Origin of the sequence: Serratia sp. H402Y (assembly GCF_051172415.1) — a bacterium.
GTDB classification, from domain to species: Bacteria; Pseudomonadota; Gammaproteobacteria; order Enterobacterales; family Enterobacteriaceae; genus Serratia; species Serratia ureilytica.
This window is the reverse complement of record NZ_JBPIYZ010000001.1, coordinates 2,537,599-2,563,515: the sequence shown is the minus strand read 5'-3', so window position 1 is coordinate 2,563,515 and position 25,917 is coordinate 2,537,599. Positions and strand designations below refer to the sequence as shown.

23 protein-coding genes are annotated in these 25,917 nt (G+C 56.8%); 7 read left to right on the top strand and 16 right to left on the bottom strand.

Features of this window, described 5'->3' with window-relative positions; translation table 11 throughout:
* Positions 1-242 precede the first annotated feature (242 nt).
* Both ACSBQS_RS12405 and ACSBQS_RS12400 read left to right on the top strand, forming a co-directional pair.
* The gene (locus ACSBQS_RS12405; RefSeq protein ID WP_434990653.1) at positions 243-2,117 is read left to right on the top strand and encodes an ATP-dependent nuclease; all 1,875 of its coding nucleotides are present in this window, start codon (positions 243-245) and stop codon (positions 2,115-2,117) included.
* A complete protein-coding gene (locus tag ACSBQS_RS12400) occupies positions 2,114-3,841 on the top strand; it encodes a UvrD-helicase domain-containing protein (RefSeq protein ID WP_434990652.1) in 1,728 nt (575 codons plus the stop codon). Before ACSBQS_RS12405 ends, ACSBQS_RS12400 begins: the two co-directional genes overlap by 4 nt.
* Before the next feature lie 145 nt (positions 3,842-3,986).
* On the opposite strand, the gene ACSBQS_RS12395 is transcribed toward ACSBQS_RS12400, so the two are convergent.
* Both ACSBQS_RS12395 and ACSBQS_RS12390 read right to left on the bottom strand, forming a co-directional pair.
* Complete coding sequence (locus ACSBQS_RS12395) at positions 3,987-4,658, bottom strand: hypothetical protein (protein WP_434990651.1); 672 nt, start codon at positions 4,656-4,658, stop codon at positions 3,987-3,989.
* A gap of 460 nt (positions 4,659-5,118) precedes the next feature.
* On the bottom strand, positions 5,119-6,030 hold the full coding sequence (locus ACSBQS_RS12390) for a LysR family transcriptional regulator (RefSeq protein ID WP_434990649.1): 912 nt from the start codon (positions 6,028-6,030) through the stop codon (positions 5,119-5,121).
* Between the two features lie 107 nt (positions 6,031-6,137).
* Here ACSBQS_RS12390 and ACSBQS_RS12385 point away from each other — a divergent pair, with 107 nt between their 5' ends.
* Positions 6,138-7,445, top strand: a complete 1,308-nt coding sequence (locus tag ACSBQS_RS12385; RefSeq protein WP_434990647.1) for a serine hydrolase domain-containing protein — start codon at positions 6,138-6,140, stop codon at positions 7,443-7,445.
* Positions 7,446-7,511: 66 nt separating this feature from the next.
* On the opposite strand, the gene ACSBQS_RS12380 is transcribed toward ACSBQS_RS12385, so the two are convergent.
* From ACSBQS_RS12380 to ACSBQS_RS12345, 8 genes are all read right to left on the bottom strand, one after another.
* Positions 7,512-8,261, bottom strand: a complete 750-nt coding sequence (locus ACSBQS_RS12380) for a glycosyltransferase family 2 protein (protein WP_096242424.1) — start codon at positions 8,259-8,261, stop codon at positions 7,512-7,514.
* 103 nt (positions 8,262-8,364) lie between these two features.
* Positions 8,365-9,444, bottom strand: a complete 1,080-nt coding sequence (gene lptG, locus ACSBQS_RS12375) for an LPS export ABC transporter permease LptG (RefSeq protein ID WP_342163561.1) — start codon at positions 9,442-9,444, stop codon at positions 8,365-8,367.
* Positions 9,441-10,511, bottom strand: coding sequence for an LPS export ABC transporter permease LptF (gene lptF / locus ACSBQS_RS12370; protein ID WP_069100312.1), 1,071 nt, complete (start codon positions 10,509-10,511; stop codon positions 9,441-9,443). The genes lptG and lptF overlap by 4 nt, the downstream gene beginning before the upstream one ends.
* 28 nt (positions 10,512-10,539) lie before the next feature.
* A complete protein-coding gene (locus ACSBQS_RS12365) occupies positions 10,540-11,106 on the bottom strand; it encodes a YtfJ family protein (protein WP_033651912.1) in 567 nt (188 codons plus the stop codon).
* A gap of 20 nt (positions 11,107-11,126) precedes the next feature.
* Entirely contained in the window at positions 11,127-11,996 is an 870-nt protein-coding gene (locus ACSBQS_RS12360) for a hypothetical protein (RefSeq protein WP_342163558.1), read from the bottom strand.
* A complete protein-coding gene (locus ACSBQS_RS12355) occupies positions 11,993-13,330 on the bottom strand; it encodes a lipopolysaccharide biosynthesis protein (protein WP_004935553.1) in 1,338 nt (445 codons plus the stop codon). Before ACSBQS_RS12355 ends, ACSBQS_RS12360 begins: the two co-directional genes overlap by 4 nt.
* Positions 13,331-13,402: 72 nt before the next feature.
* Positions 13,403-14,197, bottom strand: a complete 795-nt coding sequence (locus ACSBQS_RS12350) for a hypothetical protein (RefSeq protein WP_206359639.1) — start codon at positions 14,195-14,197, stop codon at positions 13,403-13,405.
* Positions 14,198-14,227: 30 nt separating this feature from the next.
* Entirely contained in the window at positions 14,228-14,953 is a 726-nt protein-coding gene (locus ACSBQS_RS12345) for a lipoprotein (protein ID WP_033643765.1), read from the bottom strand.
* A gap of 368 nt (positions 14,954-15,321) precedes the next feature.
* Between ACSBQS_RS12345 and ACSBQS_RS12340 the strand changes: the two genes are divergently transcribed.
* Positions 15,322-16,053 carry an ATP-binding protein gene (locus ACSBQS_RS12340; protein ID WP_096242419.1) on the top strand — a complete coding sequence of 244 codons (732 nt, stop codon included), beginning with the start codon at positions 15,322-15,324 and terminating at the stop codon, positions 16,051-16,053.
* Positions 16,054-16,119: 66 nt separating this feature from the next.
* On the opposite strand, the gene spt is transcribed toward ACSBQS_RS12340, so the two are convergent.
* Genes spt through ACSBQS_RS12320 form a run of 4 tightly spaced genes read right to left on the bottom strand, consistent with a single transcriptional unit; the run spans position 16,120 to position 20,221 of the window.
* The gene (gene spt, locus ACSBQS_RS12335) at positions 16,120-17,292 is read right to left on the bottom strand and encodes a serine palmitoyltransferase (RefSeq protein ID WP_197665985.1); all 1,173 of its coding nucleotides are present in this window, start codon (positions 17,290-17,292) and stop codon (positions 16,120-16,122) included.
* A complete protein-coding gene (locus ACSBQS_RS12330) occupies positions 17,279-17,539 on the bottom strand; it encodes an acyl carrier protein (protein ID WP_015378483.1) in 261 nt (86 codons plus the stop codon). Before ACSBQS_RS12330 ends, spt begins: the two co-directional genes overlap by 14 nt.
* A 31-nt stretch (positions 17,540-17,570) precedes the next feature.
* On the bottom strand, positions 17,571-18,485 hold the full coding sequence (locus ACSBQS_RS12325) for an NAD-dependent epimerase/dehydratase family protein (RefSeq protein ID WP_089197230.1): 915 nt from the start codon (positions 18,483-18,485) through the stop codon (positions 17,571-17,573).
* Entirely contained in the window at positions 18,482-20,221 is a 1,740-nt protein-coding gene (locus ACSBQS_RS12320) for a fatty acyl-AMP ligase (RefSeq protein ID WP_434990640.1), read from the bottom strand. Before ACSBQS_RS12320 ends, ACSBQS_RS12325 begins: the two co-directional genes overlap by 4 nt.
* 739 nt (positions 20,222-20,960) lie before the next feature.
* On the opposite strand from ACSBQS_RS12320, the gene ACSBQS_RS12315 reads away from it, so the two are divergent.
* The 3 genes from ACSBQS_RS12315 (at position 20,961) to ACSBQS_RS12305 (ending at position 23,659) form a co-directional block, all read left to right on the top strand.
* A complete protein-coding gene (locus ACSBQS_RS12315) occupies positions 20,961-22,085 on the top strand; it encodes a DNA-binding protein (RefSeq protein ID WP_033643760.1) in 1,125 nt (374 codons plus the stop codon).
* Positions 22,086-22,291: 206 nt separating this feature from the next.
* Positions 22,292-22,657 (top strand): diacylglycerol kinase, encoded by a 366-nt coding sequence (locus ACSBQS_RS12310; RefSeq protein ID WP_033643759.1) that lies wholly within the window; start codon positions 22,292-22,294, stop codon positions 22,655-22,657.
* Between the two features lie 102 nt (positions 22,658-22,759).
* Entirely contained in the window at positions 22,760-23,659 is a 900-nt protein-coding gene (locus tag ACSBQS_RS12305) for a LysR family transcriptional regulator (RefSeq protein ID WP_046896395.1), read from the top strand.
* Here ACSBQS_RS12305 and ACSBQS_RS12300 read toward each other — a convergent pair.
* Positions 23,634-24,440 carry a substrate-binding domain-containing protein gene (locus tag ACSBQS_RS12300; protein ID WP_197749458.1) on the bottom strand — a complete coding sequence of 269 codons (807 nt, stop codon included), beginning with the start codon at positions 24,438-24,440 and terminating at the stop codon, positions 23,634-23,636. The genes ACSBQS_RS12305 and ACSBQS_RS12300 overlap by 26 nt on opposite strands.
* A 26-nt stretch (positions 24,441-24,466) precedes the next feature.
* On the bottom strand, positions 24,467-25,762 hold the full coding sequence (locus ACSBQS_RS12295) for an MFS transporter (protein ID WP_033643756.1): 1,296 nt from the start codon (positions 25,760-25,762) through the stop codon (positions 24,467-24,469).
* Positions 25,763-25,917: the final 155 nt, after the last annotated feature.

Genomic DNA, 25,917 nt, shown 5'->3' with positions numbered 1-25,917 from the left:
TGGTCGAAGTTAGATAAGAATGACTGTTTTGTGCCAGAAGCGGACCTTTCTATAGAGATTTCATGTCAAAAATTGGACGCAGGTCAATGGATACGTGCTTATTCACTAATGCCTATGGTGATAAGATGGCAGCAACTCAAATATCAGAATTTGGCTTGTAATATGCTCGTTATTCAAGCTGGAATGATTTCACGCTTCGCGTTATTTATTAATCAGAACAGCAATATAGGATAGGAACCTTTATGTATCTTGCAGAGCTCACGATAGAGAATTTTCGCAAACTGCGTGAAGCCACGCTGAAATTTCAACCCGGTTTAAATGTTCTGGTAGGCCCAAACAACGTAGGGAAAAGTGCAGCAATCGATGCACTCCGGACGCTTCTTGCAGGTCATGATGAGAATTATCCTCGCCTCGATGGTTCTGATAGACACCGTCCGCATGAGGGCGACCCAACTGGTGATATAAGTTTCCATTTTGTCTTCCGAGATCTTAGCCTTGAAGATGAAGCGGACTTTATTGCTGCCCTAAAGCCAAATGGGGACAAGACAATGGAGGCGCATATCCATGTCCAGTATACCGATATGGATAAGACGGGACGATTCAAAGTCCGGCGTTGGTGCGGTGATCACCCAGAAGTTTCGCTTACCTCAGATATGATGGAGAACCTTCGGGGGGTCTATCTCCAGCCTCTCCGCGATGCCGCGCAGGGCCTTCGTCCTAACCGTAACAGCCAGCTGGCTCGATTACTTCATTTGCTTACCGATGATGCAGGTCGTGACACAATAAATACGGCCTTAAAGCAACTTGACGAAACACTTAAACAAGACAAATCCATTCAGAGTACCCATAAAGCGATATCAACCAGACATGATTCCATGATGGGTGCTCAGCTAGCGCAGAAGCTTACCGTCGGGCTCAGCGTGACTGATTTTCAGCGACTCTCTTCCCGACTGACCCTGACGGCTGAAGCCATGGAGATTGAGAAGAATGGATTGGGCTTCAATAATCTGATCTTCATGGCGGTAGTACTTAGTGAATTGGCTAAAAATACTGATTCTGCTTTCAGGAGTTTGATTATTGAGGAACCTGAAGCGCATTTGCATCCCCAGCTGCAGCGCGTATTGCTGCAGTACCTTGCAGGGATTCCAACGGGTGAAGGCGAAAAGCCTGTACAACTATTTGTCACCAGCCATTCCCCAAATTTTGCCAGTAATTCAAAGCTGGACTCTCTTGTATGCTTGATCGAAAACGAAGCTGGCGTTGAGACCTTCTTTCCACGAGATATCAAATTTGAAAAGGGAAAACGTGAAAAGTTAGAGCGATATCTGGACGTAACAAGGGCTGAACTATTTTTTGCACGCCGGGTGATTTTTGTTGAGGGCGCAGCAGAACTCATGTTGATTGACGCGCTTGCTAAGAAGATGAACTTTGATCTCAAGGAATATGGGGTCAGTCTCATTAGCGTTGAGGGACTTAATTTTGACTCATTCCTCCCGCTTTTTGGAGAGCAGGGGCTACGAATCCCCGTCGCTGTAATAACCGATGCAGATCCATTTGAAGAAGAAGAAGTTGAAGCTGTGGCAGAGGGTGAACAGGCTGAAGAGGAAATTGATGACTTACTTTCTGAGGCTGCCTACCAGGAAGAAACAGATGCTCCTGATGATGAAGAGCCTGCTGGCAATGCTGAGAAAAAGAAAAAAGTTAAAAGAATAGAGGTGTACCCAGCGTTGGGAGATCCGGTGCGGTTATCGGCAAATACCATCAAGATGAAGAATCTGGAGGATAATTTCGTGAAGGTTTTTCATGGATTGAAGACCCTTGAATATGATCTGGCACTCATTGAGGCGAACCGCGACCCAATGCTTACTGCATTAGCCGACCCACATCCAAAAATCTCTAAAGCTCTACGTAATATAGTTGATGCACAGCCAGACAATACCGCAAAAACCAAAGTATTGTTCTGCGGAATGTTTGAACGAAAAGGCAACGGCAATATTCAGAAAGGTCGATTCGCTCAGGCATTAGCAGAACAGATTTCGAAAGAAAATGATTTTGAAGTCCCTGAGTACCTCAAAAAAGCTATTCAACACGTCTGTCAGGGAGTGGTTAAGCCTTGAAACTATCAAAGGAACAGATAGATATCATAGATGCACCGTTAGGGCCAATTGCGATCACTGCGTGCGCAGGAAGCGGGAAGACAGCTACAGCCATTAGGCGCCTGATCGCCATTCGGCAGAAAATGCAAAACAGTCGCGGCCACGTTGTGCTGTTGTCTTTCTCCAATGTTGCCGTCAATACCTTCAATGCAGGATATGCGGAACTCGCTGCTGGCCTACCAGACGATGCTAATCGTCGAAGGGTGGAAGTCGATACACTTGACGGTTTTTTTACCAAACATGTTTTACGTCCCCATGCATACAGGACTATGACCGCACCTCAGTCTGCATACTTGGTGTCAGGTTCGGAGCCTTTTCTTGCCAGGTTTAAATATTGGCGTGAAGGTCACCCCCCTTTGCCATTAAAAGACATAAAAATAAGAATACTGGATGGGGACTTTGTCTTTTATTCCGATGTAAGAAATAACCTTGAAATTCTTGATAAAGTTAAGGTTTTAAAGATCATTCATGACCTTGGACGTTTAGGTGCTTACACTCATGAGATAGGTCGGTACTGGGTGCATAGGACCCTGGATTCTCAACCTGCAGTATTGAGAGCGCTGGCAGCCCGCTACCCGCAAATACTTGTCGATGAGTCTCAGGATTTGGGAACACTGCATGAGGAGATCATAAAGTTACTCATTGCTGCAGGGGTTCAGGTTACGCTTATCGGGGATGTTAATCAGGGGATTTATGGCTTCGCTGGTGCTGACGGTGAGTTCCTGAATAGCTACGAGGAGCGTGCAGAGGTGACCAGCTATAAGCTTACTCGCAATTATCGTTCCCTGCCTCCAATCATAAATATCGCCAACATTCTTAGTGGCCGCCAAGACGAACCATACCGCCAGGGGGAACAAGGTGGAGCTTATTTTATTGGATATAAGGATTCGGAACTTCCCAAATTAATTGATGCATTCAAGGCCCGTATTGATGAGTTAGGCATGCAACACCAGGATGCTGTGCTCCTCTGCCGGGGAGCAGATAGAGCCGCAGTAATTGCGGGTAGGACTGCCCCTCCAGGACAAGGTATGGTCAAGGTGTTAGCAGAAGCATCGTTGTTAAGGGATCAGCATAGTAACTACCATGGATGCTTTAACTTGGTCTGCCGGGCTATTCTCAGCTTATTGGAGGATATACCCCATGGCCTCAGTTCTAGACTTCAGGGGGTATCACATGATGCTGAGATGAAGGGACTAAAGCGATTACTATGGTGTTTCAGTCGCAACGCTGATTTGGGGCTCCCTTCGTCTGCGCTTGTGGCTAAGACCGACTGGCACTCCAAGCTACTAACGAATGTTAAAGTGCTTCTCGCAGAGATTGAAAAGCACTACGGATATAAAGTTGCTGGCAAGGTAGGTACTAAACTCACTAAGAAATTATTACCAGATCAGACAATAACCTGTGCAGTGTCGGCTCAAGGGCACGGGCTAAGAGTCGAGACGGTTCATCAGGTTAAAGGGGAGTCTATCGGTGCGGTTATGTATGTGGCTAAGAAATCCAATATTAAAGCATTACTTTCAGGTACAGGTGATGAAGAAGGACGTATCGGGTATGTCGCAATAACTCGGGCCAAGAACTTGTTCTGGCTGGCTGTACCACAATCATGCCTTAAAGAATTAAAAGAAGATCTCATTAAAGCCGGCTTTCAGGAATGGATCAAACTTGCCGTCATTGATCCTGCCTGAACAAAATTAAAGAGAAAAATTTAGCTGTGCCGCTCTGAACCGGGCAAATGGCCCGGTTCCGGTGTTCCGGAAAAGAGGTTTAAAAGCGCACCTATGGACTGAGGGCTTTGAAATCCAATGATAGTGAGCAATTTGCACGACTTATTCAATCGCCGTAATCACCCACCCAACTTGGTGTCGGGCCGTCTGGAAATAACCACTCGTAGCCCGTTTGCTCCTTCAAACGCGCAAGTATTTTATAAAGCCGTTCGTGCATTGAAGCGTCGATGAATTTGATTAGGTCTTCCCACTCGTTTCTTCCACCTATATGGAGCCCTAAACTCATTTGCGCCTGTATATAAAATTGTGTGCCGCTGAACGCAAACTCTACTAGAGTATCAATCGATTTATGACCTCCGTTATGGGCATAACGTTCGTTGCGAATTTTATACAGCTCATCATGAACAGCCCGTAGGTGGGCAGGGAGATCATTCCGCTGGAGAACGCAAGTGCCATTGCTTTTGGCGAACAAACGTGCGTAGCTGACCACAAAAGCGGTTGTTAACATCTCCTGTTCCATCATCGATTCAGTAGTGATTTCAAACTTGGTCGTACGAAGCCGACGATAAATGTAACTAAGGCTTGTTGTAGTAGGTATAACCTTTATAAGTCTAATCAGACTTTCAATCTCTTTATCGCAACCGCTAATAATCTCCGCCGCTTTCTTCATTATCTGTTCAAAAGGCGCTCTTAGATCAGCTGGTAATTTGTTAAAAAATTCTTCAGAGACGCTGTAATCGTCGTCGCTTTCAAAAATAGGAGGTGGTGACATAGCCATCTGGATAAACCCTGTGTTGAGAAGTTGCACCATTTTCAAACTAATTGGCGGGGTTTATCAAGATAAACTAAAGTCTCCATTTGGCTCAGAAGCGGAAGGACTTACAGAAGGTCGAGAGTACAACTGAATTTCAAAACCGGCTCAAAGCGCGGTTTTGCCTGCGGCACACGGAAATTATTTCTTGATGCATAACTCCTGTAAAATCTGTCAATTCTGTCCATTTATCCCGCCATAACCTTGCAAATTAGATTACCTTGTAAGTTTGGAAAGTCCAATGTCCGCAATTCGCTCAAAGCTGCCGCTCTAAGTGTCATCAGTCAAAGCACTCAACTAGCGCCAACAGCGCTGGGGCAAAAGCGGTGAAGGACTCACTGGGAGAAAACAGCAATCCCCGCTTAAGAACGCCCGAATAAGCAACGCAGGTGATGATCCCCACGATCGACTACCGGTAACAACACCGCTAATCTAACAGCGATTTTTCACCCCCAACCTCCCGCCACAACCCCGGCAATAGCGCCAACGTCTCATCAATCAGCGCCCTCCGGTCATTGCCCGGCTTCCAGATGGTCACCATGGTTTGGCTGATCCCCTGGCTGCCCACTTCGGTGCGCAGCGTGTTGACGTTTTTCCACCGTTCCGCATGCATATGCGTCGGCAGGAAGCCCCAGCCGCAGCCCTGTTCGAGCAGGGCGCGCAGCATCTCCAGTTCGTTGGTGAAGATAGTGTGCCCTGAAATTTGCAGGCGGCGCGCCACCGGTTCGTCAGAATCCGGGTGCATGATTACCTGCGGCGTGAGCGAGAGCTCCAGCAGCGAGAGCGGCTGTTCCGCGCCGGGGAAAAGCGCTTTGGCGGCGTAAAAATCCATCTCTATCGCCCCTAAGGCGCGCCACTCCATGGTGTCGCCCACGCTGCGATGGCGTGCCTGGCAGATGCCCAGATCGGCCTGGCCGCTTGCCAGCAGCCTTTCTGCCTCGTCGCGCGAGGCGTTAATCAGGCTCAGGCGCGTGTTGCGCTGGGCCATCGCTGCTATCAACGCCTGCAGCAGCGCGCGGGGCGTGAAGGGATCGTAGACCAGCGAGATTTCCTGCGCCGCGCTCTTCGGCACGTCTTTGGCAAATGCCTCAAAGGCTTTCACCTGGCGCATCAGCAGGTGTGCCTGGCGCTGCAGCTGTTCGCCTTCCGGCGTCAGGTGCAGGCTGCGCCCCTCGCGCAGGAACAGCGCATAGCTCAAGCCATCCTCGAGAAAATCAATCAAATCGCGCAGCGTCGTGCGGTCTTTGCCCAGCTTGAGCGCGGCTTTCGCCAGGCTGCCGTGCTCGGCCACGGCGGTGAAGGCTTCCAGTTGGGCAAAAGAATAAATCAGGCTTGGCACGCGGCTCTCCCGTCGATTTTGCGGGGGATTTTCCCCCATCAGGCGTTTTTTATTATAGGCCGCGTTTTTTTAAGCTGAACGCCTTCCTGAGCTAAGCGAGAAAAAATATGAAAAGCAAAGTGTTTAACCGCAGCCTGCTGGCGGGCGTTGTCATCAGTCTCTGCAGCGGCCTGCTGGCGCCCGCCGCGCTGGCCGCCTGTGCGGGCACCGAACTCAGCGCCTGTCCCGCGCCTTTCGATGCGCAATTGCCGGACACGCACAAGATGCTCACCTGGAGCCAGAGCGACCGGGTGATCGGTTTTCGTAACGACTACCGCAACTATGCCGGGGACGTGTTTCACCACGGCAACGCTGCGCCGCTGCCGGCTGCCGCTAAACAGCTAACGGACGCCAGCTATCGGGTGAATGGCAAAACCTACCACCTGCAGGATTACCTGCAGCGCCAGAACGTCAGCGGCATGCTGGTATTGAAAGACGGCAAAATCGCCTGGAAATATCTGGGGGAGGGTAATACCGACGCCACCCTGTGGACGTCGCGCTCGGTGGGCAAATCCGTGGTCGCCACGCTGGTGGGCGTGGCGATTAAACAGGGCAAGATCCGCTCGCTCGACGATCTCATCACGCAATACGAACCCGATCTGAAAGGCACCGCGTGGGATGGCGTGACCCTCAGGCAGCTGATCACCCATACCTCCGGCGTGGCGTGGAATGAGGATTACACCAACCCGAAATCGGACTTCGCGCAGCTGACCGAGTGTGAAGCCAAACCCGGCACCTATGCCTGCGTGCGCAAGCTGGTGGCCGGTTTGCACCGCGCGCACCCGGCCGGGCAGAACTGGTCTTACTCCTCCGGCGGCGCGTGGCTGCTGGGCGACGTATTGGAACGCGCCACCGGCATGCCGCTGGCGGCCTATCTGCAGCAAAGCATCTGGCAGCCGTACGGCATGGCGAGCGACGGCGTGTGGCATGCCTACGCCAAAGGCCAGCACGACGTGGGCGCGCACGGCTTCAACGCCACGCTGGAAGACTGGGGGCGCTTCGGTGAGTTCATTCTGCATAACGGGACGTTGCCGAACGGCAAACAGATCTTGCCGGAAGATTGGGTAGCCCAGTCGTCCAACTGGACGCGGGCGGCGGGCTCGGTGTCGGCGGCGCATCCCAACGGCATTTACGGCTACCAGTGGTGGAACAACGAAGTGCCAATGAATGCGACTAACGTAGAACCCGCTCCGCAGGCGTCCCTCAAGCATTCCCTGTGGGCGCTGGGGATCTTCGGCCAGATGATCATGGTCAATCAGGCGGAGAATCTGGTGATCGTCCAGTGGTCTACCTGGCCGCAGGCGGAGCCTTCTTTCAGCGCGCAACCGCTGGAAGCATCGCTGATGTTTAGCGCGATAGCGAAGGAGTTGCGTTAACGTCGGCTGGGCAAGCAGGGGTGGATGGCGGTTGCCATTCAACCCCTGTTTCTGTCCTTAACGTTATCAATCTTTGCCATACCAGGATTTAAAATACTTCAGGAAACTGTAGGCCACGGCATAAAACCCAGTGACGGCGCCGACTTTGCCTTCCTTCCATGCCCCGCTCAGTATGTACCATTTAAAAAATGCGCCGATCGCGCTAACGACGCCACGAAATATTGAGGGCCTAATGTCTCTGTATTTTACTACCCTTGTCGTATAGCTATTGAGCTTATTGAGTATTTCATGGAGAGAATAAAAAGTATCGTGCTTAACATTGCCGGGAATGACCGACGTCTGAATATAGCCTTCAGCGGCATCATCTACCGGAGCATCATTGAACCTGACCTGTGTTCTATTGAACAGTCGAACGGGGTAGTCCGGTGAGGAGATGGGATAAATCGTTCTGACTGGCTGTCCGAGTACAAACCAATTCCTTTTTATTCTATAGGCTTGCTGTGGTGGCGGGTTTGCCTGCGATTTGAATGTTAAAATGGACGCTATGGTTTCCGCATCAAGGATTTCGTCGCTGTCCAGGCACAGTACCCAATCATGGTGAGATTGAGAAATCGCAAAGTTCATTTGCCGTCCATGCGTTTCGAAACGATGGTAAATAGGGTTTATTCCAAAGCTTTGGCAAATAGACAGCGTTTTATCCGTACTGCCGGAGTCAACCACAATCCACTCGTCCGCAATGCCCATGAGTGGAGAAAGCACCTCGTGCAATAAACGAGAGGAGTTAAAGGTCAGTATACAAACAGCTATCTTTGCCATTAACTAACATCCTTAAAAATCGCTGATCAGGTGAGCGCGTGATGTTTTCTCTGGAATGGAAATTGCGATTCTCTTCTTATCCCTTATCAACCTCGGAAAATGCCTAACCCCGCCGATCAAACCGATGAACCAGCGCCAGCGCCAACGCCAGGAGCAACAGGGGCGGAGCGAGGGCGGTGAAGGGCGCGTTGAGGGCGAACAGCAACCCCAGATTGAGGACGATCTGGTAAGCGATGTAGGTCAGCAGCCCAATGATGACGCCGAGCGCTAATCGGCTGCCCATGCCGGGCGCACGTGGGGCGGTGAAGGTAAACGGGATGGCCAGCAAAATCATCGCCAGCACCAGCAGAGGCTGGCCGAGTTTTTTCCACAGCGCCAGGCGGTATTCGGTGCTGGGTTGCCCAGAGCCCTGCAGATAATCGATATAGCGATCCAGCTGTTGGAGCGAGAAACTGCCCGCCGGCAGGGTCAGCTCTTTCAGGCTCGGCACGGCGAACAGCGAGCGCCAGAGCAGGCTGTCTTGCCGCGCAATCGTCTCCTTTCTGCCTTGCCAGCTTTTCTGCATCACGTTATGCAGCAGCCAGTTGCCGTCGGCGGCGGTGTTGGCGCTGTCGGCGTAAATGTAAGATTCCAGCGCGCGGTTGGCCTGATAACGGAAGATCTCTATGCCGTGGGGCTGGTCGTTCTCATCGACGGTTTTGACCGTCACAAACTCGTTGCCGCGCCGCGCCCACAGCGGGTTAACGGTGACGTCGTTACTGTTCGACTGCGCCAGCGCGTTGTTCTTCATCTGCAGCGCGCGTTGCTGCAGCGGCGAAGCGGCCCATTCATCGAGGGCGCCGAGCGAGAGGTTCATCAGCAGCCCGGCGGCGAGCATCACCAGCGCGATGCGGAATATCGACATCCCGGCGGAACGGATCGCCGTCAGCTCCAGAGTTTTCGACAGCTGCCCCAGCCCGACGATGCCGCCGAGCAGCGCGATAAACGGCCCCAAGTCGACCAGGCTGCGCGGCAGCGTCATCACGGTCACCAGCAGCGCCTGCTGCCAGCGGTAGCCGCCCGGAGTGACGTCCTCCAGCTCGTTGATCAGCGTGAAGGTGGTGAACAGCGGGATGAGCAGCCCGGCCGCGGCGGCGAAGCCGATGAACACGTTGCGCATTAGGTAGCGGCTAAAAATAGTCATCGGGAGGGTTTCCGCAGCAGGGATAAGTCGCGCGCCAGCAGCAGGGCGATGCCGACAGCCATCGCTATCGGCACCAGCCAAACGCCGGGGATCGTTGGCAGAGAGCCGTTGGCCACCAGCGTGCGGCAAATGTTGCCGCCATAGAAAATCACGGTAAACAGCACCGTCAGGGGCAGCAGCGCGGCGTAGCGCCCCTGTCGCGGCTTGATGCGGCTCAAGGGGATCGCCAGCAGCACCATCAGCACGGTGGTCAGCCCGCGGCTCTCGCGCCATTGCAGTTCAGCGGCATCGCCCGGATCGGCGGAGCGCGCCAGTTCCGCCGGCGAGGCCGACTTGTGCCGGCTCTCGGCGCTGGGCACGAACGGTTTGAGCGCGATGTCAAAGTTGTCGTAATTCTGGCCGTTGTCGTCGGCACCCTGGCGATCCAGCACATAGGCGGTGCCGGTTTTCAGCCGCACGGCGGGGCTGGCGGGGGAGGCGTCGAGCACTTCCACCGACTGCGCGCGGTACAGGTTGGTGTGATGGCCGCCGCGCACATAAATCAGGGCGTCCGTCAGGTGGTTGGCCGTTTTGTCGACGTGATTGGCGAGGATCATGCGGCCGTTGCCGCTGACGTTGAATTTGTCGGCCTGCAGGTGGCTCACGTCCAGCACCGATTGCGACTGTTGTTGCAGTTGATAAATATTGGCGTACGCCCAGGGCCTGCCATACAGCGACAGCAGCGTGACCGCTATCGCCAGCGGCACCGCGAGCAGCAGCACCGCCTTGTACAGCCGCAGCGGGCTGGCGCCGGCGGCCAGCATGGCGGTGATCTCCGCATCGCTGTACATCTGGCTTAGCGCCACCGCCACCGAGACATACAGCGCGACGGGCAATATCATCTCCAGCGCAATCAGCGACTTATAGAAAACCACGTCGGCCACCACCCGCAGCGCCAGCGTGCCGTTGGCGGCGTCGGTCAGGTAGCGCTGGGCGGAGTAGCTGGCGAACATGAAGATCAGAAACCCGGCGATCATCATCACCAGGCGGCGGATCTCAACCGTGATATAGCGTTCAATCAAAGGCATGCGTCATCGGCTCCCGGCGGCGTGCGCTTCATGGCGTCTCCTGCGCGATCAGCGCGCGCAGCAGGGCGATCACCTGGTCAACTTCCTGCGGGGTGAGTGCGCCGTCCTTCGCCCACTGCACGCGCCCGGCCTTGTCCAGCACTACGATGGTGGAGCTCTCCTCCGGCAGCCGCCAGGCCATGCGCCCCAGCCCGTCGCTGTCGACGATGAACTGCGCCCAGGGATAATGGCGCTTGTTTTTCTCGATCTTGCCGCGCACGAAGAAGCCGGAGCCCGGTATCGCGTCGTCGGTGTTGACGATGGTGGTGGGCTGGAAGCGGTCGCCCGGCAGGTTCGCGTCCTTGACGGCGTTGATCAGCAGCGAGTTCTTCTTTTTGGCGGAGGTGCGCCCGGCGATGTACTGGATCACCCGCACCTTGCCCGCCAGTTTTGCGCTGTTCCATGGCCGGTAGCTGAAATCGCCGTTGCGCAGCAGCAGCTCGCCGCGATCGGCGATGGCGATCGGCGCCACCGGCCGGCCCTGCACGAAGTTATGCGCCGGCGCCGCCAGCGGCGACAGCAGCAGCGCAAGGGCCAGCAAGCGAGGTAACGTCATCATGGCTACGGGCAACGCGCTTATCTGCCGGCCGCGACGGCCGACGGGGAAAACGACTGCGGAAAACGCGCCAGCAGCAGCTCCAGGCGCTGGCGGATGTCGATGTCCAGCGTCGCCGGCCGGTCATAGATATCGCCGCCGGCCAGCTTGTCCGCCACCATCACGTCGTGCCGGTCGCCCATCAGGCCGTTAATCGCCGCCAGGAAGCGCGAGATCTGCCGGGCCTCGCGGTTGTCCGGATCGATCGATCTCAGCGTGTCGTAAAACGATACCTGGCGGCTGACGATTTTGCGCACGTCGTGGAACTGATGCCCGGTCAGCGCCGGGCCGGCGATCAGCGTCTGCAGCTGGCGCATCTGCTCCTGGCGGTAGGCGATAAAGCCCTGTGCGCTTTCCAGGCGGGTGTGGCGCAGCGCATAGCGCACGTAAGACCATACCGGCTTGCTGAGCAGCAGCCGCAGCAGGTTGCCGTAAAGCGTCAGGTTCTTCTGGTTGCCGTTGCGAAACGCGTCCTGAAAATGGCCGAGCACCACGGTGGTGGTGTGGAACAGGCGGTTGGCGCGGTGGGGCGCGCCGTACAGCTGCTGGGCGAAGCGCAGGTGCTTATAGCGGGCGCGGATATATTTGTAGCGCATGCGCGTTGCCGCCGCCAACTGCGGGTCTTGCAGGAAACCGTTCACCAGTTGCAGCAGCTCGCGGCGGGAAAAGCCGTCTTCCCAAAACTGCAGGCACAGCGCGTAGTTGTCCCGAATGCTTTCGGGGGAGCATTTCAGATCGATCTGCTGCGGCAGGCTGATATTCGCCTCGACCAGGTCATCCTCTTCCACGGCGACAAACAGCGCCTGGGTGGTTTCGGCGGAGAACTTCTTCCAATTCGTGTTAGCGGTCATTGATTACTCTCTTTGGGCACATTCAGCCCCAACATAAAGCGATTGCGGTAGGCGCCGATCGTCGGTATCAGGGATAACAGCACGTCTAAACATTGCCCCAGTAAATAAGCGAAGGCGGCGCCCTGCACGCCGAAGGCATACGCCATCGACACCAGCAGCGCAATGTAGGCCGCCGAGGCCGTCGCCTGCGCGATCAGGAAAGCGCGCTGCTTGCCCGCCATAAACAGCAAGGATTCCTGCGGGAAGCCCATCATCGAGACGATGATCGCGCCCAGCATGATTTGAATCAGGTCATAGGCTTCCAGGTATTGCTGGCCGAAGACCGCGGAAATAAGCGGCTTGCCCACCAGCAACATCAACACCGCGACGGCCAGACCGATGCCGCCGGCCAGCAGCGAAGAGCGCAGGCCCAGCAGCCACGGGGTCTTGGTGCGCGGATCCAGACGCATGATCTCGGGATAGAAGCTTTTCTCCAGCAGCTTGGCCGGGGTGCCCGTCGCATCGAAGAAGGTCATGGCGATCTTGAACAGCCCGGCGGCGGCCGGCCCGAGCACCACGCCCACCAGCACGGTGGTGCAGGAGTTGCGCGCGGCCCAGATGGTGTGGGCGATGTTGGTGGTCCAGACGAAGTTCCAGGCGCCCTCGATGCGGCGCGCGACGTTGAACAGGCGCGGCCTCAGCGCGCCGTGGATATCGCGACGGCGCAGCTCGCGCGCGGTGAACCACCAAAACAGCGTGCCGCCGATCAGGTTAGAGGCGTACCAGGTGACGATAAAGCCGGGGAACCCCAGATCGAAATAATAGGAGATGACGCTGCCCACCGCCTGCAGGAACGGCTTGATCGCCTGCTGGATGGCGATGAGATCGAAGCGGTTGAAGGCGCGCAGCACGCCGGTGGGCGTGGACGAGGTCATCGACGGGATCAGGGTGCAGTACAGCATGGCGAGCCAGAAGCTTTCGCTGTCCAGCCCCAGGGCGTGTGACAAGAACGGCAGCATGATCATGCCGCCCAGCACGGCGATGACGCCGCTGGCGATATCCAGGCCGAAGGAGAACGCGACGACGTCGCGGAAGCGCCCGGTATTTTGATGCTCCAGCGCCGGGGTGCCGAATTGCACCACAAACTGCCAGGTCTGGAATTTGATGAAATCGCTGACCGCTTTGGTATAGGCCTGGATCACCACCAGCACGCCGAACATTTCAGGCGACATGCCTTTACCGGCGCAGGAGAGCGCCAGCAGGCCAAGCAGTGCGCTGGCGACGCTGCCGGAGCCTAAATAGGCGGCATTACGTAAAATGGAACGAAACGCGCCATCGGAAAACCATCGTTTCATAACTTAAACCAGCCATCATCGTTATTTTTGTGCATCTTGTGTTCCGCACTCATGCGCTTGCCCTGTCTCTTTTTAATAAACCTGAGTTTCTTTGCCGGCGTTTTCGCCGGGTTGCCCGATGTCGCTCTGTGGGCGCTTCGCGGGGTTCACCACGGCGGAAATGGCGTTGAGCGCGTTGCTCAGCACCTCGTCGTAAGGGGCTCTGGCGTCCAGCTCGATGATGCGCGCGCCGTTGTACTGCAGGCGCACCATGGCGGAAATCTTGTCTTTCAGCTCTTCATAGCTGTGATCGGGCTTGCGGGAAAACGCCGTATCGACGTCGATATCCAGGCGAATGATCAGCTCCGGCCGATAGACGGCCATGCGTTGATATAAACGGCGTTCGCGCGCCGCCAGGCGGCGCAATAGCCGGCCTTTTGCGCGTTCCACGCCGATACCGGGCCCATCGTAGTAAAAACCGGAAATTTCCGCCTGCGGGTAGCGATCGCTGATCACCAGCACGCCGCTCTGCGCCAGCCGCCGCACCTTGCGCAGGTTGGCGGCGCGCCACAGCGAAAAGCCGTACATGATCAGCGCCGCCCACAGCGCCGGCGGCCTGTTGCTCATGCGCTGGGTTTTATCGGATTTGGCCGCCAGGCGCCGCTCCAGCCACACGCCGATGAACGGCAATTTCTTGATTTTGTCGCCGTCTTCGCCGGAGATAAGCCCTAAATAGCGGCGCTCCGTGGGGCGATGCTGCTGCAGGTTTTTCACCAGATCGGCGGTCAGCGTGGACTTGCCCGTGCCGTCGCTGCCCACCACGGCAATCAGCCCGGTGATGCAGCCGTGAGAGGTATCCTGCTCGGCAGTGAGTTTATTTTTTTTCATCTGTTTCGGTACGAAAAGGTTATTTGGCGGCTAGGCATTGGCGGCCCTCAGCGATATTTTAACGGCGCGCAGCGAAGCATCGAAAATATGCTTGGCCGGCTCGCGGCCGTCCAAATCCAATATGTTAGCGCCGTTAAACGTCAGGTGCGGGATGACGGCGATCTTTTCACGCAACGCCGCCAACGAGTGATCGGGTTTGCGTGAATAGGCCGTTTGCTCGTCAATATCCAACCGAATTAATAATAAGGGCTGATAAGACGCCATCCAGTGGTACAGACGTTGTTCGCGTTTTCTCAGCCAGCGTATCCAGCGATTGCCGCCGGCGGTTTTCGCCAGCTGCGGGCCATCGAAACGAAATCCCGCCACTTCGGCCTGCGGATAACGATCGGTAATCAGCAATGCGCCGCGGCGACTTTTCTTCAGCATGCGGCGGAATTTAAAAACGCGCCAATAGGAAAGTAAAAAGATCACCAGCGCCGTGGCATTATCCGGCGGCGTAGCAGGGCGATCGTGCACGCGCTGCGATTTCTTCAGCAAATAACGCCCGAAGGGCGCGCCAATAATCGGCAGCGAACTGATCCATTCGCCGATACGCCCGGAAGACTGGCCGAGATAAAGCAGTTCGGCAGGTTCTTGCGCCGATAAGGCCTCGACCAGACTGGCGGCCAGGGTGGATTTTCCCGAGCCGTCACAGCCGGTTATCGCTATTACGCGCACGGGCGAGCGATCAGATGAAGGTCTTATCTGCTGACTCACAATAATTAATCCAATGCGAAAAAAACTATTGTATTCCAATACGCCTTGGGTTCAAGATATTTATTGTGCTTTGCCGCGATAAAATAATGGGTTCGGTATTCCAGTTGGTTATTTGAATTGATATTTATGGCGTTCGTTCTTGTTATTTTGTGCTAATTGGCCGGGCGTGAGCCGGTTTCGCTTTTTATGTTAACTTTCGGCCTGGCTCACGGCGAAAAAAGAGCAGAGGTTTTCCATTTTCGCTTAATCTTTTGTGCGGTTTGGCGCGGCGCTATGGCAATTATCTTCGCGCTGCCGTCGCGGCCGTGAGCGATATTTCGTTTCAAATAGGGCATGCCGTTTCTGGTGTATTGAAAGAGAGTCTGATTATGAATGCAAAATTTCCGCCGCTGATTGCGGTTATCGGCAGCGACGGATCGGGTAAGTCCACCGTTTGTGAACATCTGATCGAATATGTGAAACATTATGGCCCGGCGGTGCAGGTGCATCTGGGCAAGCAGGCGGGCAACGTCGGGCGCGCGGCGGCGAAATTGCCGCTGCTCGGGCGCTCGGTGGGCAAGGCTATCGAAAGCAATACCAAAAAAGTCAAAACGAAGAAATCCCGCATCGGCCTGTTGCCGTCGGCGGTGATCATCGCCTTCGTGGGGCGGCGGCTGCTGCGGTTTCGCCGCATGCTGGCGTTTCGGCGGCAGGGGTTCATCGTGCTGACCGACCGTTTTCCGCAGGCGCAAATCCCCGGCGCTTATGATGGCACGGTATTTCCCGTCGATGTCGAAGGCAGCCGTTTCGTCCGTTGGCTGGCGGCGCGGGAGCGGGCGGCGTTTCAGTGGATGGCGAAGCAAAAACCGGATCTGGTGCTCAAGCTGAATGTCAGTCTGGACGTGGCCTGCGCCCGTAAACCCGATCACCGCAAAGCGGCGCTGGAGAAGAAGATCGCCGTCACGCCGTTATTGACCTTCGAAGGCGCCGACATCGTGGATCTCGATGCCGATCGGCCGATCGAGGAGGTGCTTTCGGCGGCGGAAAAAGCCATTGGGGAATTTATGGCGGCGCAGGGTTATCGCTATTCGGCTGATGAGGCATCACCGGCTGCGCACTGAGGTGCGCAGCGATTCGGCAGGGCGGCGATGGCGTTTTCGCCGCCGCCGCGGCCGAGAGGGAAGGCTTTATTTTTTCAGCGCCGCAAAGGCGCGCACGATGGTGTCTATCTCTTCATCGCTGTGCGCGGCATTGACGCTGCAGCGCAGCAGGGTGACGCCCGCCGGCGCGGCCGGCGGCAGCACCAGATTCACATACACGCCGTGGGCGATCAGCTCACGCCAGAAACGCAGGCCGTCCTCCTTCGAACCGATCATCACCGGCACTACCGGGCTGATGCGCGGCCCCAGGGTATAGCCCAGCTCGGCGAGGCCGTGATACAGGCGGTGCGCGTTGCTCCACAGTTTTTCCCGCAGCTCGGGTTGGCGCGCGATTTTTTGCAGCGCCGTGCGCACCGACGCGATGCTGGACGGCGACGGCGAAGCGGTAAAGATATACGGCCGGCTGCTGTAGCGCAGCACGTCCATCCCCTTGCCGCCGACGGCGAAACCGCCGATCGAAGCCAGGCTTTTGCTGAAGGTGCCCATGATGATATCCACGTCTTGCTCGACGCCCAGCGCTTCGGCCAGGCCGCGGCCGTGTTCGCCCATCACGCCGAAGGAGTGCGCTTCGTCGACCAGCAGATACCCGCCGAGCCGCCGCTTGATATCGACGATTTCCACCAGCGGGGCGACGTCGCCCAGCATGCTGTAGATGCCTTCCACGATAATGAGCGCCTCGCGGGCGCGTTCGCCCAGGCGCACCATGCGGCGCTCCAGATCGGCGGCGTCATTGTGGCGAAAGCGAATAATCTCCGCGCCGCCGAGGGCGCAGGCGTCGTAAATGCTCGCGTGGCTGTCCGCGTCGATCAACACCACGGATCCCGGCCCCGCCAGCGTGCTGATGACGCCCAGGTTGGCGGTGTAGCCGGTGGAGAACACGATGGCGCTCGGGCGATCGAAGAATGCCGCCAGCTCCCGTTCGAGCGCCAGGTGCGATCCGTAGCTGCCGTTCGCCATGCGCGAGCCGGTGGTGCCGGTGCCGAGTGCGGCCAGGGCCGATTGGCCGGCGGCGATCGCCTGCGCATCGAACGTCAGGCCAAGGTAGTTATTGGTGCCGGCGAGGACAATCTTTTGATCGCCGATGCGCCCCTGAGTGGCGGAATAGACTTCGTCGATGCAGGTGCCGAACGGATTCAGGCCGGAGGTTTGAAACTGTTCGCGATCGCCCGCGAGCCGCACAAACTTATCATACAGTCCCATGGTTTTTCTCCAGATAAGGGCGCAGCGCGTCAAGCAGTTGCTCAGGCGTTCTGACATCAAGCAATATATTGATCGGAATGGAGATATCTAATTCATCTTCCAGCATCATCAGCAGATCCAAGACTCTGATGGATTCCAGGCCAAGATCATTGACGAGATCGCTATCAGGTTTTATTTCCACTCCGCCTTCGACGATACCTTGCAAACACGTCAGGATATAATCCATTACAGCATCGCGATTTAGCATAAGAACGTTGACACACCTCTACTTGGAATAATTAAAACAGCCCTTCACGCAGCGCGCGTTCCAAACTCACCTGTGGAAACCAATTAATCTGTTGCGACAGCGCCTGATTGTTGGCGGACCAGTCTTGATGGGTTAATTCGCGTATTTTGCTGCGCGTCAGCATCGGCTCCTGTTTTATCAGGCGGTTCCACAGCACGCTGATATCCGCCAGGGCTTTCAGCAGCGGCAGCGGAATGCCCACCAGCCGCACCGGCCCGTGACGCACGGCGGCGCCGATGTCCCGCAGGCGCAGCCAGTCATAGCCTTCGGCCACGCCGTCGCACAGTTCGTAAATATTCGACTGCGCGGGCTGCGCCAATAACCATTGGCCGACCGCCTTCGCCAAATCGCTCACGTGCAGAAAAGAGAGCCTGGCGTCAGGCGCGCCCAGCCGGGGCAGCACGCCGCGCAGCAGGCCGTTGAACAGCGGTTTCAGCTCTTTATCGCCCGGCCCGTAGACCGCCGTCGGGCGGAAAATCCCCAGCGCGATCTCGCCCGAGGCGGCGATCAATTGCTGCTCGGCGGCCTGTTTTGAATGGGCGTACCAGGACAGCGTCGGATGGCGCGCCGCCAGCGATGACATGAACAAGAAACGATTGCAGCGGCCGTTTTGCCTGGCCGCCTGCATCAGGTTCAGGCTGCCGGTCACGTTGCAGCGGGTGAACACCGCTTCCGCATGTCCGCGCACCTGGCCCGCACAGTGCACGACGCACTCGGCGCCGCGCACCAGTTCGGTGAGCGAAGGCCGATCTTCCAGCGCGCCGGGGATCCACTGCAGGTTGTCCGCGGCGGCTTTGTCGGCTTGCCGCGTCAGGGCGCGCACGCTAAACCCCTGCGCCAGCAGTTCCCGGACGATATGCCGGCCGATAAAGCCGGTCGCGCCCGTCACCGCCACGGTGCCGCTCATTGCGCGAAACCGGCCAACTGCGGCATTTGCGGGTAGAGCGAAGCGCTCAGCCAGCGTTTCTTGGCTTCGGCGCGGGCGGGTTTGCCCGACGACGTGCGGGGAATGCTGTGCGGCGGCAGCAGCTCGATGTCCACCGCGATGCCGAATTCGCTTTGAATGCGCGCGCTCAGGGAATGCACGATCTGCTCCCGGCGCTCTTCCGAACTGACTCGGCATTGGATCTGCAAAATGATCCTGGCCGCTTCGTCGTGTTCTTCGGTCACGAAGGCGATCGCATCGCCGGAACGTATTTCCGGTTCGGATTCCGCGACGTACTCGATATCCTGCGGCCAGATATTGCGGCCGCGAATGATGATCAAATCCTTCTTGCGGCCGGTGACGTACAGATAGCCGTCCAGCAGGTAGCCCAGATCGCCGGTATCCATCCAGCCGGTCACCTGAATTTGCTGCTGGGACTCAGCATCGCAAAAATAGCCGTTCATCAGGCTGGGGCCGGAAATCGTGATATGGCCGACCTGGCGCTCCGGCAGCGGTTGCCCGGTTTCGCTGCGGATCTCGATGCGGTGGCCAGGCAGCGCACGGCCGCAGTTGACGAAGGTCGAGACGGCGCGGGTTTTTTTGCCCGGCGCGACCGCTTTACCCTCGTACTCCAAAATATCGCGGTCGACCGCGTTGGTTTGCGGGCCGGAGCAAGGATCGGAAAAGCTCACCGCCAGGGTGTTCTCGGCCAGCCCGTAGCACGGCATGAAGGCTTTGCTGTCGAAGTTGATGCTGCGGAAGTGTTCGCCAAACTGGCTGAGCAGCTCGGCCGGGATCGGCTCGGCGCCTACGCCGGCGACCCGCCAACTGGAGAGATCCAGATCGGCCAGCTCTTTGGCGTTGCTGCGGCGCAGACACAGATCGTAGCCGAACGGCGGGGCGACGGACACCGTGCCGCGATTCTTGGCGATCAGTTTCAGCCACTGCATCGGGCGCATGGCGAAATCTTGCGTGCGCAGATAATCGACGGACAGCTGGGTCGCCACCGGCGTCAGCAGGAAACCGACCAGGCCCATATCGTGATAGAAGGGCAGCCACGACACGCAGCGATCGCCCGCGCGCAGCTTGATGCCGTCGCGACTGATCGCATTCAGGTTCGCCATCGCCGCCCGCTGGGTGATGATCACGCCGCGCGGGAAGCGGGTGCTGCCCGAAGTGTATTGGAGATAGGCGATATCGTCGGGCGAAGGCGCCGGCAGCGCGATCTCCGGCTCCGGCAATGCGTTGAAATCCGCGTCGCTGAGGATGTGCATCGCTGACGCGTTTTCCGTGGCGGAGGCGATGAGCGGCGTCCACTCTTCGCTGCTGATGATAGCCGCCGGGTTGCAGCTGGCGATCAGCCCTTTCAGTTTGGCGGTGTAGGAGTCGCGCTGGCCCACGCCCATCGGGATCGCCAACGGCACCGCCACCAGGCCGGCATATTGGCAAGCGAAAAAGGCTTCGACGAACCCCGCGCTGGTTTCGGCGATAAGCGCCACGCGATCGCCTTTCTTGAGCTTCAGGGACAATAAACGCCGCGCGCCCGAGATCGCTTTTTGCTGCAACGTGCGATAATCGAGAACGGTCACGAGTTGATTGCGCCGATCGTAAAAATTCATTCCCGTATTACCGAGCGCCGCGTAATCCAACGCGTCCACTAAAGTGGGGAAGTCCGCATAGCGCATGGGAAGAGAATGAGCGGAACTTGTTTCAGACATAGACAAACTTAGCCATAGATTAAAAATCACCAAAAGAGTTAAATCACTCTTGGCGAGGTAATTGATGTTTTACTATGAATAGGTTTTGAATAAGTTTGTTATTCAACCATCTTCATTCCGCGAATTGCGTATATTGCCGTACTTGAGCGGCACGCCGGTTATTAACCCGGTAGCGCGTGAGCGGCCTGCATTATCAGCCTTGAGCGGCGACCTGGAGATATACGAGAGGTGATTGTAATACCCGAGGTTCGCCGTTCTTTAGTCTGCATCTGTCGGGCAGGAAATACCTGTCTGCTCATAGGTTATGACCTCATGCATGGCTATCTTCGAACTTAAACACTTCCTAAACAGTATGCCGCAAGAAATCAAAAAGTGAATGCCTCATTTAAGTTGATTCTTAAAAAGAGCATTAAGTGGTAAAAATGGCGGCGCGCCTCCTGATTAAAGTCGGTACACTTAAAGCGGCGGGTTTCTTTCGCCAAAATAGCACTAAATAATAAAAGAGCACGCATAGCGTAGCATGTCAGCGCCGCTTTGGGCTTTCCTTTTTTTGTTTAATCACGCTGCCTCAGTGCGCGTGATAGGCAAATAATGCGCTGGTTCACAGGGGGAAATATTCGGTTTTTCTTATCGTTGAACCGGAGGCGATACACAATCCAATAAAAGAGAACAGCATAAAAAATGCTAAAGGCGTTGTCGCGCTCATATTTAATTATTTTATTAAAACGTAAGGCTATTTATGATCCGTATTGAGAAAGTTCTGGATAAACGCGAACTTAAAGAATTTATTGCTTTCCCTTCGTTACTGTTTCGTGATGACCCGAACTGGATTGAGCCGCTGTATTTAGAGCGCGAAGAGCACCTGTCAAAGAAGAATCCCGGCACCGATCATATCGAATGGCAGGCGTGGGTGGCGAAAAAGCAGGGGAAGGTCGTCGGGCGCATCACCGCGCAAATCGATTCTCTGCACCGGGCGCTGCACGGAGAAGATTCCGGTCACTTCGGCATGATCGACGCCGTTGACGATCCCGCCGTGTTCAGCGCGTTATTCACGGCGGCGGAGGAGTGGTTGCGGTCCAAGGGCACGCGGAAAATCACCGGGCCGTTCAGCCTCAATATCAATCAGGAAAGCGGCCTGCTGGTCGAAGGGTTCGACACGCCGCCGTCGGCCCTGATGACCCATGCCAAACCCTACTACGCGGCCCAGATAGCGCAGCAAGGGTATAGCGAAGGGATTGATTTGCTTGCTTATTGGATGAAAAGAACCGACCTGCATTTTTCGCCGTCGCTGACCCGGATGATGGATCAGGTGCGCAAAAAGGTGACCGTTCGCCGCCTCAACCGCAAGCGCTTTCGCGAGGAGATGCAGGTGCTGCGCGAGGTATTCAACTCGGGGTGGCAGCATAACTGGGGGTTTGTTCCGTTCACCGAGCATGAGTTCGCCACCATGGGGGATCAGCTGAAGTTCCTGGTGCCCGACGATATGATCCATATCGCCGAGGTGGATGGCGCGCCCTGCGCCTTTATCGTCGGGTTGCCGAACATTAATGAGGCGATTGCCGATCTGCAGGGGCGGTTATTGCCGTTCGGTTGGGCGAAGTTATTGTGGCGGCTGAAAGTCAGCGGCGTTCGCACCGCGCGCGTGCCGCTGATGGGCGTTCGCCAGGAATATCAATTCAGCCGCATCGGGCCGATTATTGCATTGCTGTTGATTGAGGCGCTGCGCGAGCCGTTCGCCAAGCGCAATATCGACGCGCTGGAAATGTCCTGGATCCTGGAAACCAATACCGGCATGCGGACGATTTTAGAACGTATCGGCGCGGTGCCTTATAAGCGCTACCGTTTGTACGAAAAGACGCTTTAATCGACTGATATCGCATCGCCTTTTAACGCCATCAGGATAATAAGCGCATTGCGTGCGGCGCCGTTCGTTTGGGATGACTGAGCGTGAGTGAAAGCATTGTCCCCAGAGTGGAACGGTTAAGGCCGTTAATTAATAAACCCAAGATAAATTCACGGCGCGTGATTTATTGAACCGCGATCGCCGTGATGCTGAAGAGAGCAGAATGCATGCCTGTGGAAAAGAAAAAGGGAATAAGCCGATTAACCTACAGCATAAGGAACTCCTGGGCCGGCTTTATTGACGCCGCGCTGACCGAAAATGCGTTTCGTGAATTATTGGTTATTAACGCCATTTTACTGGTTGTTACATTTACTCTGGATATTACAAAAATGGAGCGGCTGTTATTAATCGCCTGCAGTTTCCTGCTGCTGGTGGTTGAGCTGCTTAATACGGCGATTGAAACCGTGGTCGATCGCATTTCGCTGGCGTTGCATCCGTTATCCAAACGCGCCAAAGATCTGGGCGGCGCAGCGCAGCTGGTGGCGGTGATAATGACCATCATTATTTGGGGGACGGTGCTGCTGGGAGGATAACGGCGAGGCGCGCTCCGGCGTTAAACCGGTTGCTGCGGCTAAATAAGCGGCTATTATCGTTGCTTTACGCCTTTGGCGCCATGGTAAGGATAGGTTGCCGTTATGCCCGTGAATTTTGATCTCAACGATCTTTATGCGTTTCGCGCGCTGGTGGAGTACGGCAATTTTCGGCTGGCCGCAGAGTCCATCTGCCTGTCGCAGTCGGCATTGAGCCGCAGGATTGAGAAGCTGGAAAACGCGCTGGGCATCAAACTGTTCGATCGCACCACCCGGCGCGTGACCTTGACGCTGTACGGGCAGGCCTTCGCCGAACGTTCGGAGCAGCTGCTGATGAACGTCGAAGCGGTGATGGCTGATATCGATAAGGTCAGCCAGGAGCGGGTGGGGCTGGTCACCGTCGCCACGGTGCCGTCGGCGGCCTACTATTTCATGCCCGACGTGATACGCCGTTTCCGGCTTCGCTATCCGCGCGTGCGCGTTAAACTGATCGACGGCAGCGCAGGCAATGTCATCGAGGCGGTCACTGGCGGCCAGGCCGATTTCGGCATCTGTTTCGCCGGGCGGCTGCAGCCTAATCTTGAGTTTGTGCCGTTGGTGGGGGACGTCTACGTGGCCGCCTGCCGGCGCGACCATCCGCTCGCCGGTAAAAAGAGCCTCACCTGGCGGGAGTTTTATCAGCAGGATTACGTGTCGCTGGATAAAACCTCCGGCAATCGCAATCTGCTCGATCAGCGCCTGGAACACCTCGTGCCGGAACGCCCCAGCGTGTGTGAAACTCGCCATGTGACGACCATGCTGGGCATGGTTGAGGCGGGCATCGGCATTGCCGCCGTGCCCGCCATGTCGATGCCCGCTTCAGAGCACTCGGTGTTGACGTCGGTGCCGCTGGTCGATCCGGTGGTGAAACGCACCGTAGGCCTCATTAGACGCGGCGGCCGCATGCAGTCTTTCGTCGCCGCCGAGCTGGAAAAGCTGATTACTGAACAGTATCACTCTGCCTGACCGGCTGCGGCGCCGGTACGGTTCGCATGCCGGTCGCGCGAATGGTCGGCTGCGCCTGAGAGGAGGCGAGGAAGTCCAGCAGCGCTTTGCCTTCGCGGCGGTGCTCCGCCCTGGCGGTTACCGCGCCCGCGAAGCGGGTGATGTACTGCACGTTTTCAGGCAGCTCGCCGATAAAGGTCACGCCCGCCACGGGCAGCAATTCGCTGACCTGCTGGAAGCCCAGCGCGTATTTCCCCTGCGCCACTTCAGAGGCCACCGGGATGCGCTCAACCTTATGCGCTTTCCCTTTCACCTGTTCCTCGATGCCCAGCTTTTTGAACAGTTGGCCGCTGACATAGCGGCCGCTGGCGCTGTCGGAATAGGCGAAAGAGTCCGCCTGCAGCAAGACATTGCGCAGGTCGGCATCCGTTTTTATCACCGGTTTGGGCGCGCCCTGTTTGACCACCATGCCGATCGGCGAGTCGGCCAGCTCCACGCGCGAACCCGGCTGGGTCCAGCGCTCTTTTTCCAGTTGGGTGAGCGCGTCGCCCACCATGATCAGCACATCGGCTTGCTCTCCGCGCGCCAGCCGCGCGGGGATCGCCTGCGGCGTTTTGCCCATCGAGGGGCCGGACACCAGAATGATTTTGTCGCCGCTTTGGGCTTCATATTCCGGGGCCAGCTTCTCCAGCGCGGCTTTGAAGCCGCCGGAGATCATGACGGTCACGTCTTTGGCCAGCGCCGCCGTACTGCAGGAGGCGCACACCAGCGCGGCGAGGATCGAACGAGTGAGTTTTTGCATGGCATCATTCCTTTTGAGATGGCGGCTTAGCGCGCGGTTTGCAGCGGCATGGCGATGCGGCGATACATATACAGCGTCGCCAGCAGGGCGCACAGCGCGGCGAAGCTCATCCAGTAGCCCGGTGAAGCCTTGTCGCCGGTGTATTCGATCAACGCGGTGGAGACTACCGGCGTAAAGCCGCCGAACACCGCCGTCGCCAGGCTGTAGGCCAGCGAGAACCCGGCCACCCGCACTTCCGTTGGCATGATCTCCGTCAAGGCCGGGATCATGGCGCCGTTGTAGAGGCCGTAAATGAAGGACAGCCACAGCAGCACGGCCAGCATCATGCTGAAGCTGGGGGCGGCGGCGAGCAGGCTCAGCGCCGGGTAGGCGGTGGCCAACGTCAGCAACGTCATGGCGACCAGCACCGGTTTGCGGCCGAAACGGTCCGACAGCGCGCCGCCGATGGGCAGCCAGATGAAGTTGGAGATCGCCACCAGCAGGGTGACCAGCAAGCTGTCGGAAGCGCTGAGCAGCAGCACCTTTTTGCCGAAGGTCGGCGCATAGACGGTGATCAGGTAAAACGCGGTGGTGGTCATGGCGACCATCAGCATGCCGGCGATCACTACCGGCCAGTTCTTCAGCAGGGTTTTAAACACGTCGCGCATCGCCAGATGGTGACGGCGAGCGGTAAATTCCTGCGTCTCTTCCAGCTTGCGGCGCAGGAAGAAGATGAAGGGAACGATCAGGCAGCCGAACAGGAAAGGCAGGCGCCAGCCCCATTCGCGAATGGCGCTTTCTTCCAGCGCCGCATTGAGCGCGAAGCCCATGGCCGCCGCCACCATGATAGCCACCTGCTGGCTGCCGGACTGCCAGCTGGTGTAGAAGCCTTTACGGCCCGGCGTGGCGATTTCGGCCAGATAGACGGACACGCCGCCCAGCTCCGCGCCCGCCGAGAAGCCTTGCAACAGACGCCCGCACAGCACCAGCAGCGGCGCCCAAAGCCCGATGCTTTGGTAAGAGGGGATAAGCACGATCAGGAAGGTGCCCGCGGCCATGATCGACAGGGTCACGATCAACCCTTTGCGGCGGCCGACTTTATCGATGTAAGCGCCCAGCACGATGGCGCCGATCGGGCGCATCAGAAAACCTGCGCCGAATACCGCGAAGGTCATCATCAGCGAGGCGAACTCGCTGCTGGCTGGGAAAAAGGTGTGTGCGATGTAGGTAGCGTAAAAGCCGAACAGGAAAAAATCGAACTGCTCTAAAAAGTTGCCGGAGGTGACGCGCAGTATCGCGCCGGTTCTGGCCCGGGTGGTCATGGGTGAGGTAGAGGAATGCATCTTTATCTCCAGTTTGTTATTGGCGCTTGACGCCGCGCCTGTTGCTGAAGACTCGCTCAGGAAAATAAAGTAAATAAGCGCAATAAACTCATGGCGCGATGCGTTTGACGCATCAATTGGCGTTAACAATGTTGCCTAACCCGATGTAACGTGGC

Coding starts and splice junctions, on each gene's coding strand:
- ACSBQS_RS12405 (WP_434990653.1), top strand. CDS start 243: ATGTATCTTGCAGAGCTCACGATAGAGAATTTTCGCAAACTGCGTGAA.
- ACSBQS_RS12395 (WP_434990651.1), bottom strand. CDS start 4,658: ATGGCTATGTCACCACCTCCTATTTTTGAAAGCGACGACGATTACAGC.
- ACSBQS_RS12385 (WP_434990647.1), top strand. CDS start 6,138: ATGAAAAGCAAAGTGTTTAACCGCAGCCTGCTGGCGGGCGTTGTCATC.
- ACSBQS_RS12380 (WP_096242424.1), bottom strand. CDS start 8,261: ATGGCAAAGATAGCTGTTTGTATACTGACCTTTAACTCCTCTCGTTTA.
- lptG (WP_342163561.1), bottom strand. CDS start 9,444: ATGACTATTTTTAGCCGCTACCTAATGCGCAACGTGTTCATCGGCTTC.
- lptF (WP_069100312.1), bottom strand. CDS start 10,511: ATGCCTTTGATTGAACGCTATATCACGGTTGAGATCCGCCGCCTGGTG.
- ACSBQS_RS12365 (WP_033651912.1), bottom strand. CDS start 11,106: ATGACGTTACCTCGCTTGCTGGCCCTTGCGCTGCTGCTGTCGCCGCTG.
- ACSBQS_RS12360 (WP_342163558.1), bottom strand. CDS start 11,996: ATGACCGCTAACACGAATTGGAAGAAGTTCTCCGCCGAAACCACCCAG.
- ACSBQS_RS12355 (WP_004935553.1), bottom strand. CDS start 13,330: ATGAAACGATGGTTTTCCGATGGCGCGTTTCGTTCCATTTTACGTAAT.
- ACSBQS_RS12350 (WP_206359639.1), bottom strand. CDS start 14,197: ATGAAAAAAAATAAACTCACTGCCGAGCAGGATACCTCTCACGGCTGC.
- ACSBQS_RS12340 (WP_096242419.1), top strand. CDS start 15,322: ATGAATGCAAAATTTCCGCCGCTGATTGCGGTTATCGGCAGCGACGGA.
- spt (WP_197665985.1), bottom strand. CDS start 17,292: ATGGGACTGTATGATAAGTTTGTGCGGCTCGCGGGCGATCGCGAACAG.
- ACSBQS_RS12330 (WP_015378483.1), bottom strand. CDS start 17,539: ATGCTAAATCGCGATGCTGTAATGGATTATATCCTGACGTGTTTGCAA.
- ACSBQS_RS12325 (WP_089197230.1), bottom strand. CDS start 18,485: ATGAGCGGCACCGTGGCGGTGACGGGCGCGACCGGCTTTATCGGCCGG.
- ACSBQS_RS12320 (WP_434990640.1), bottom strand. CDS start 20,221: ATGTCTGAAACAAGTTCCGCTCATTCTCTTCCCATGCGCTATGCGGAC.
- ACSBQS_RS12315 (WP_033643760.1), top strand. CDS start 20,961: ATGATCCGTATTGAGAAAGTTCTGGATAAACGCGAACTTAAAGAATTT.
- ACSBQS_RS12310 (WP_033643759.1), top strand. CDS start 22,292: ATGCCTGTGGAAAAGAAAAAGGGAATAAGCCGATTAACCTACAGCATA.
- ACSBQS_RS12305 (WP_046896395.1), top strand. CDS start 22,760: ATGCCCGTGAATTTTGATCTCAACGATCTTTATGCGTTTCGCGCGCTG.
- ACSBQS_RS12300 (WP_197749458.1), bottom strand. CDS start 24,440: ATGCAAAAACTCACTCGTTCGATCCTCGCCGCGCTGGTGTGCGCCTCC.
- ACSBQS_RS12295 (WP_033643756.1), bottom strand. CDS start 25,762: ATGCATTCCTCTACCTCACCCATGACCACCCGGGCCAGAACCGGCGCG.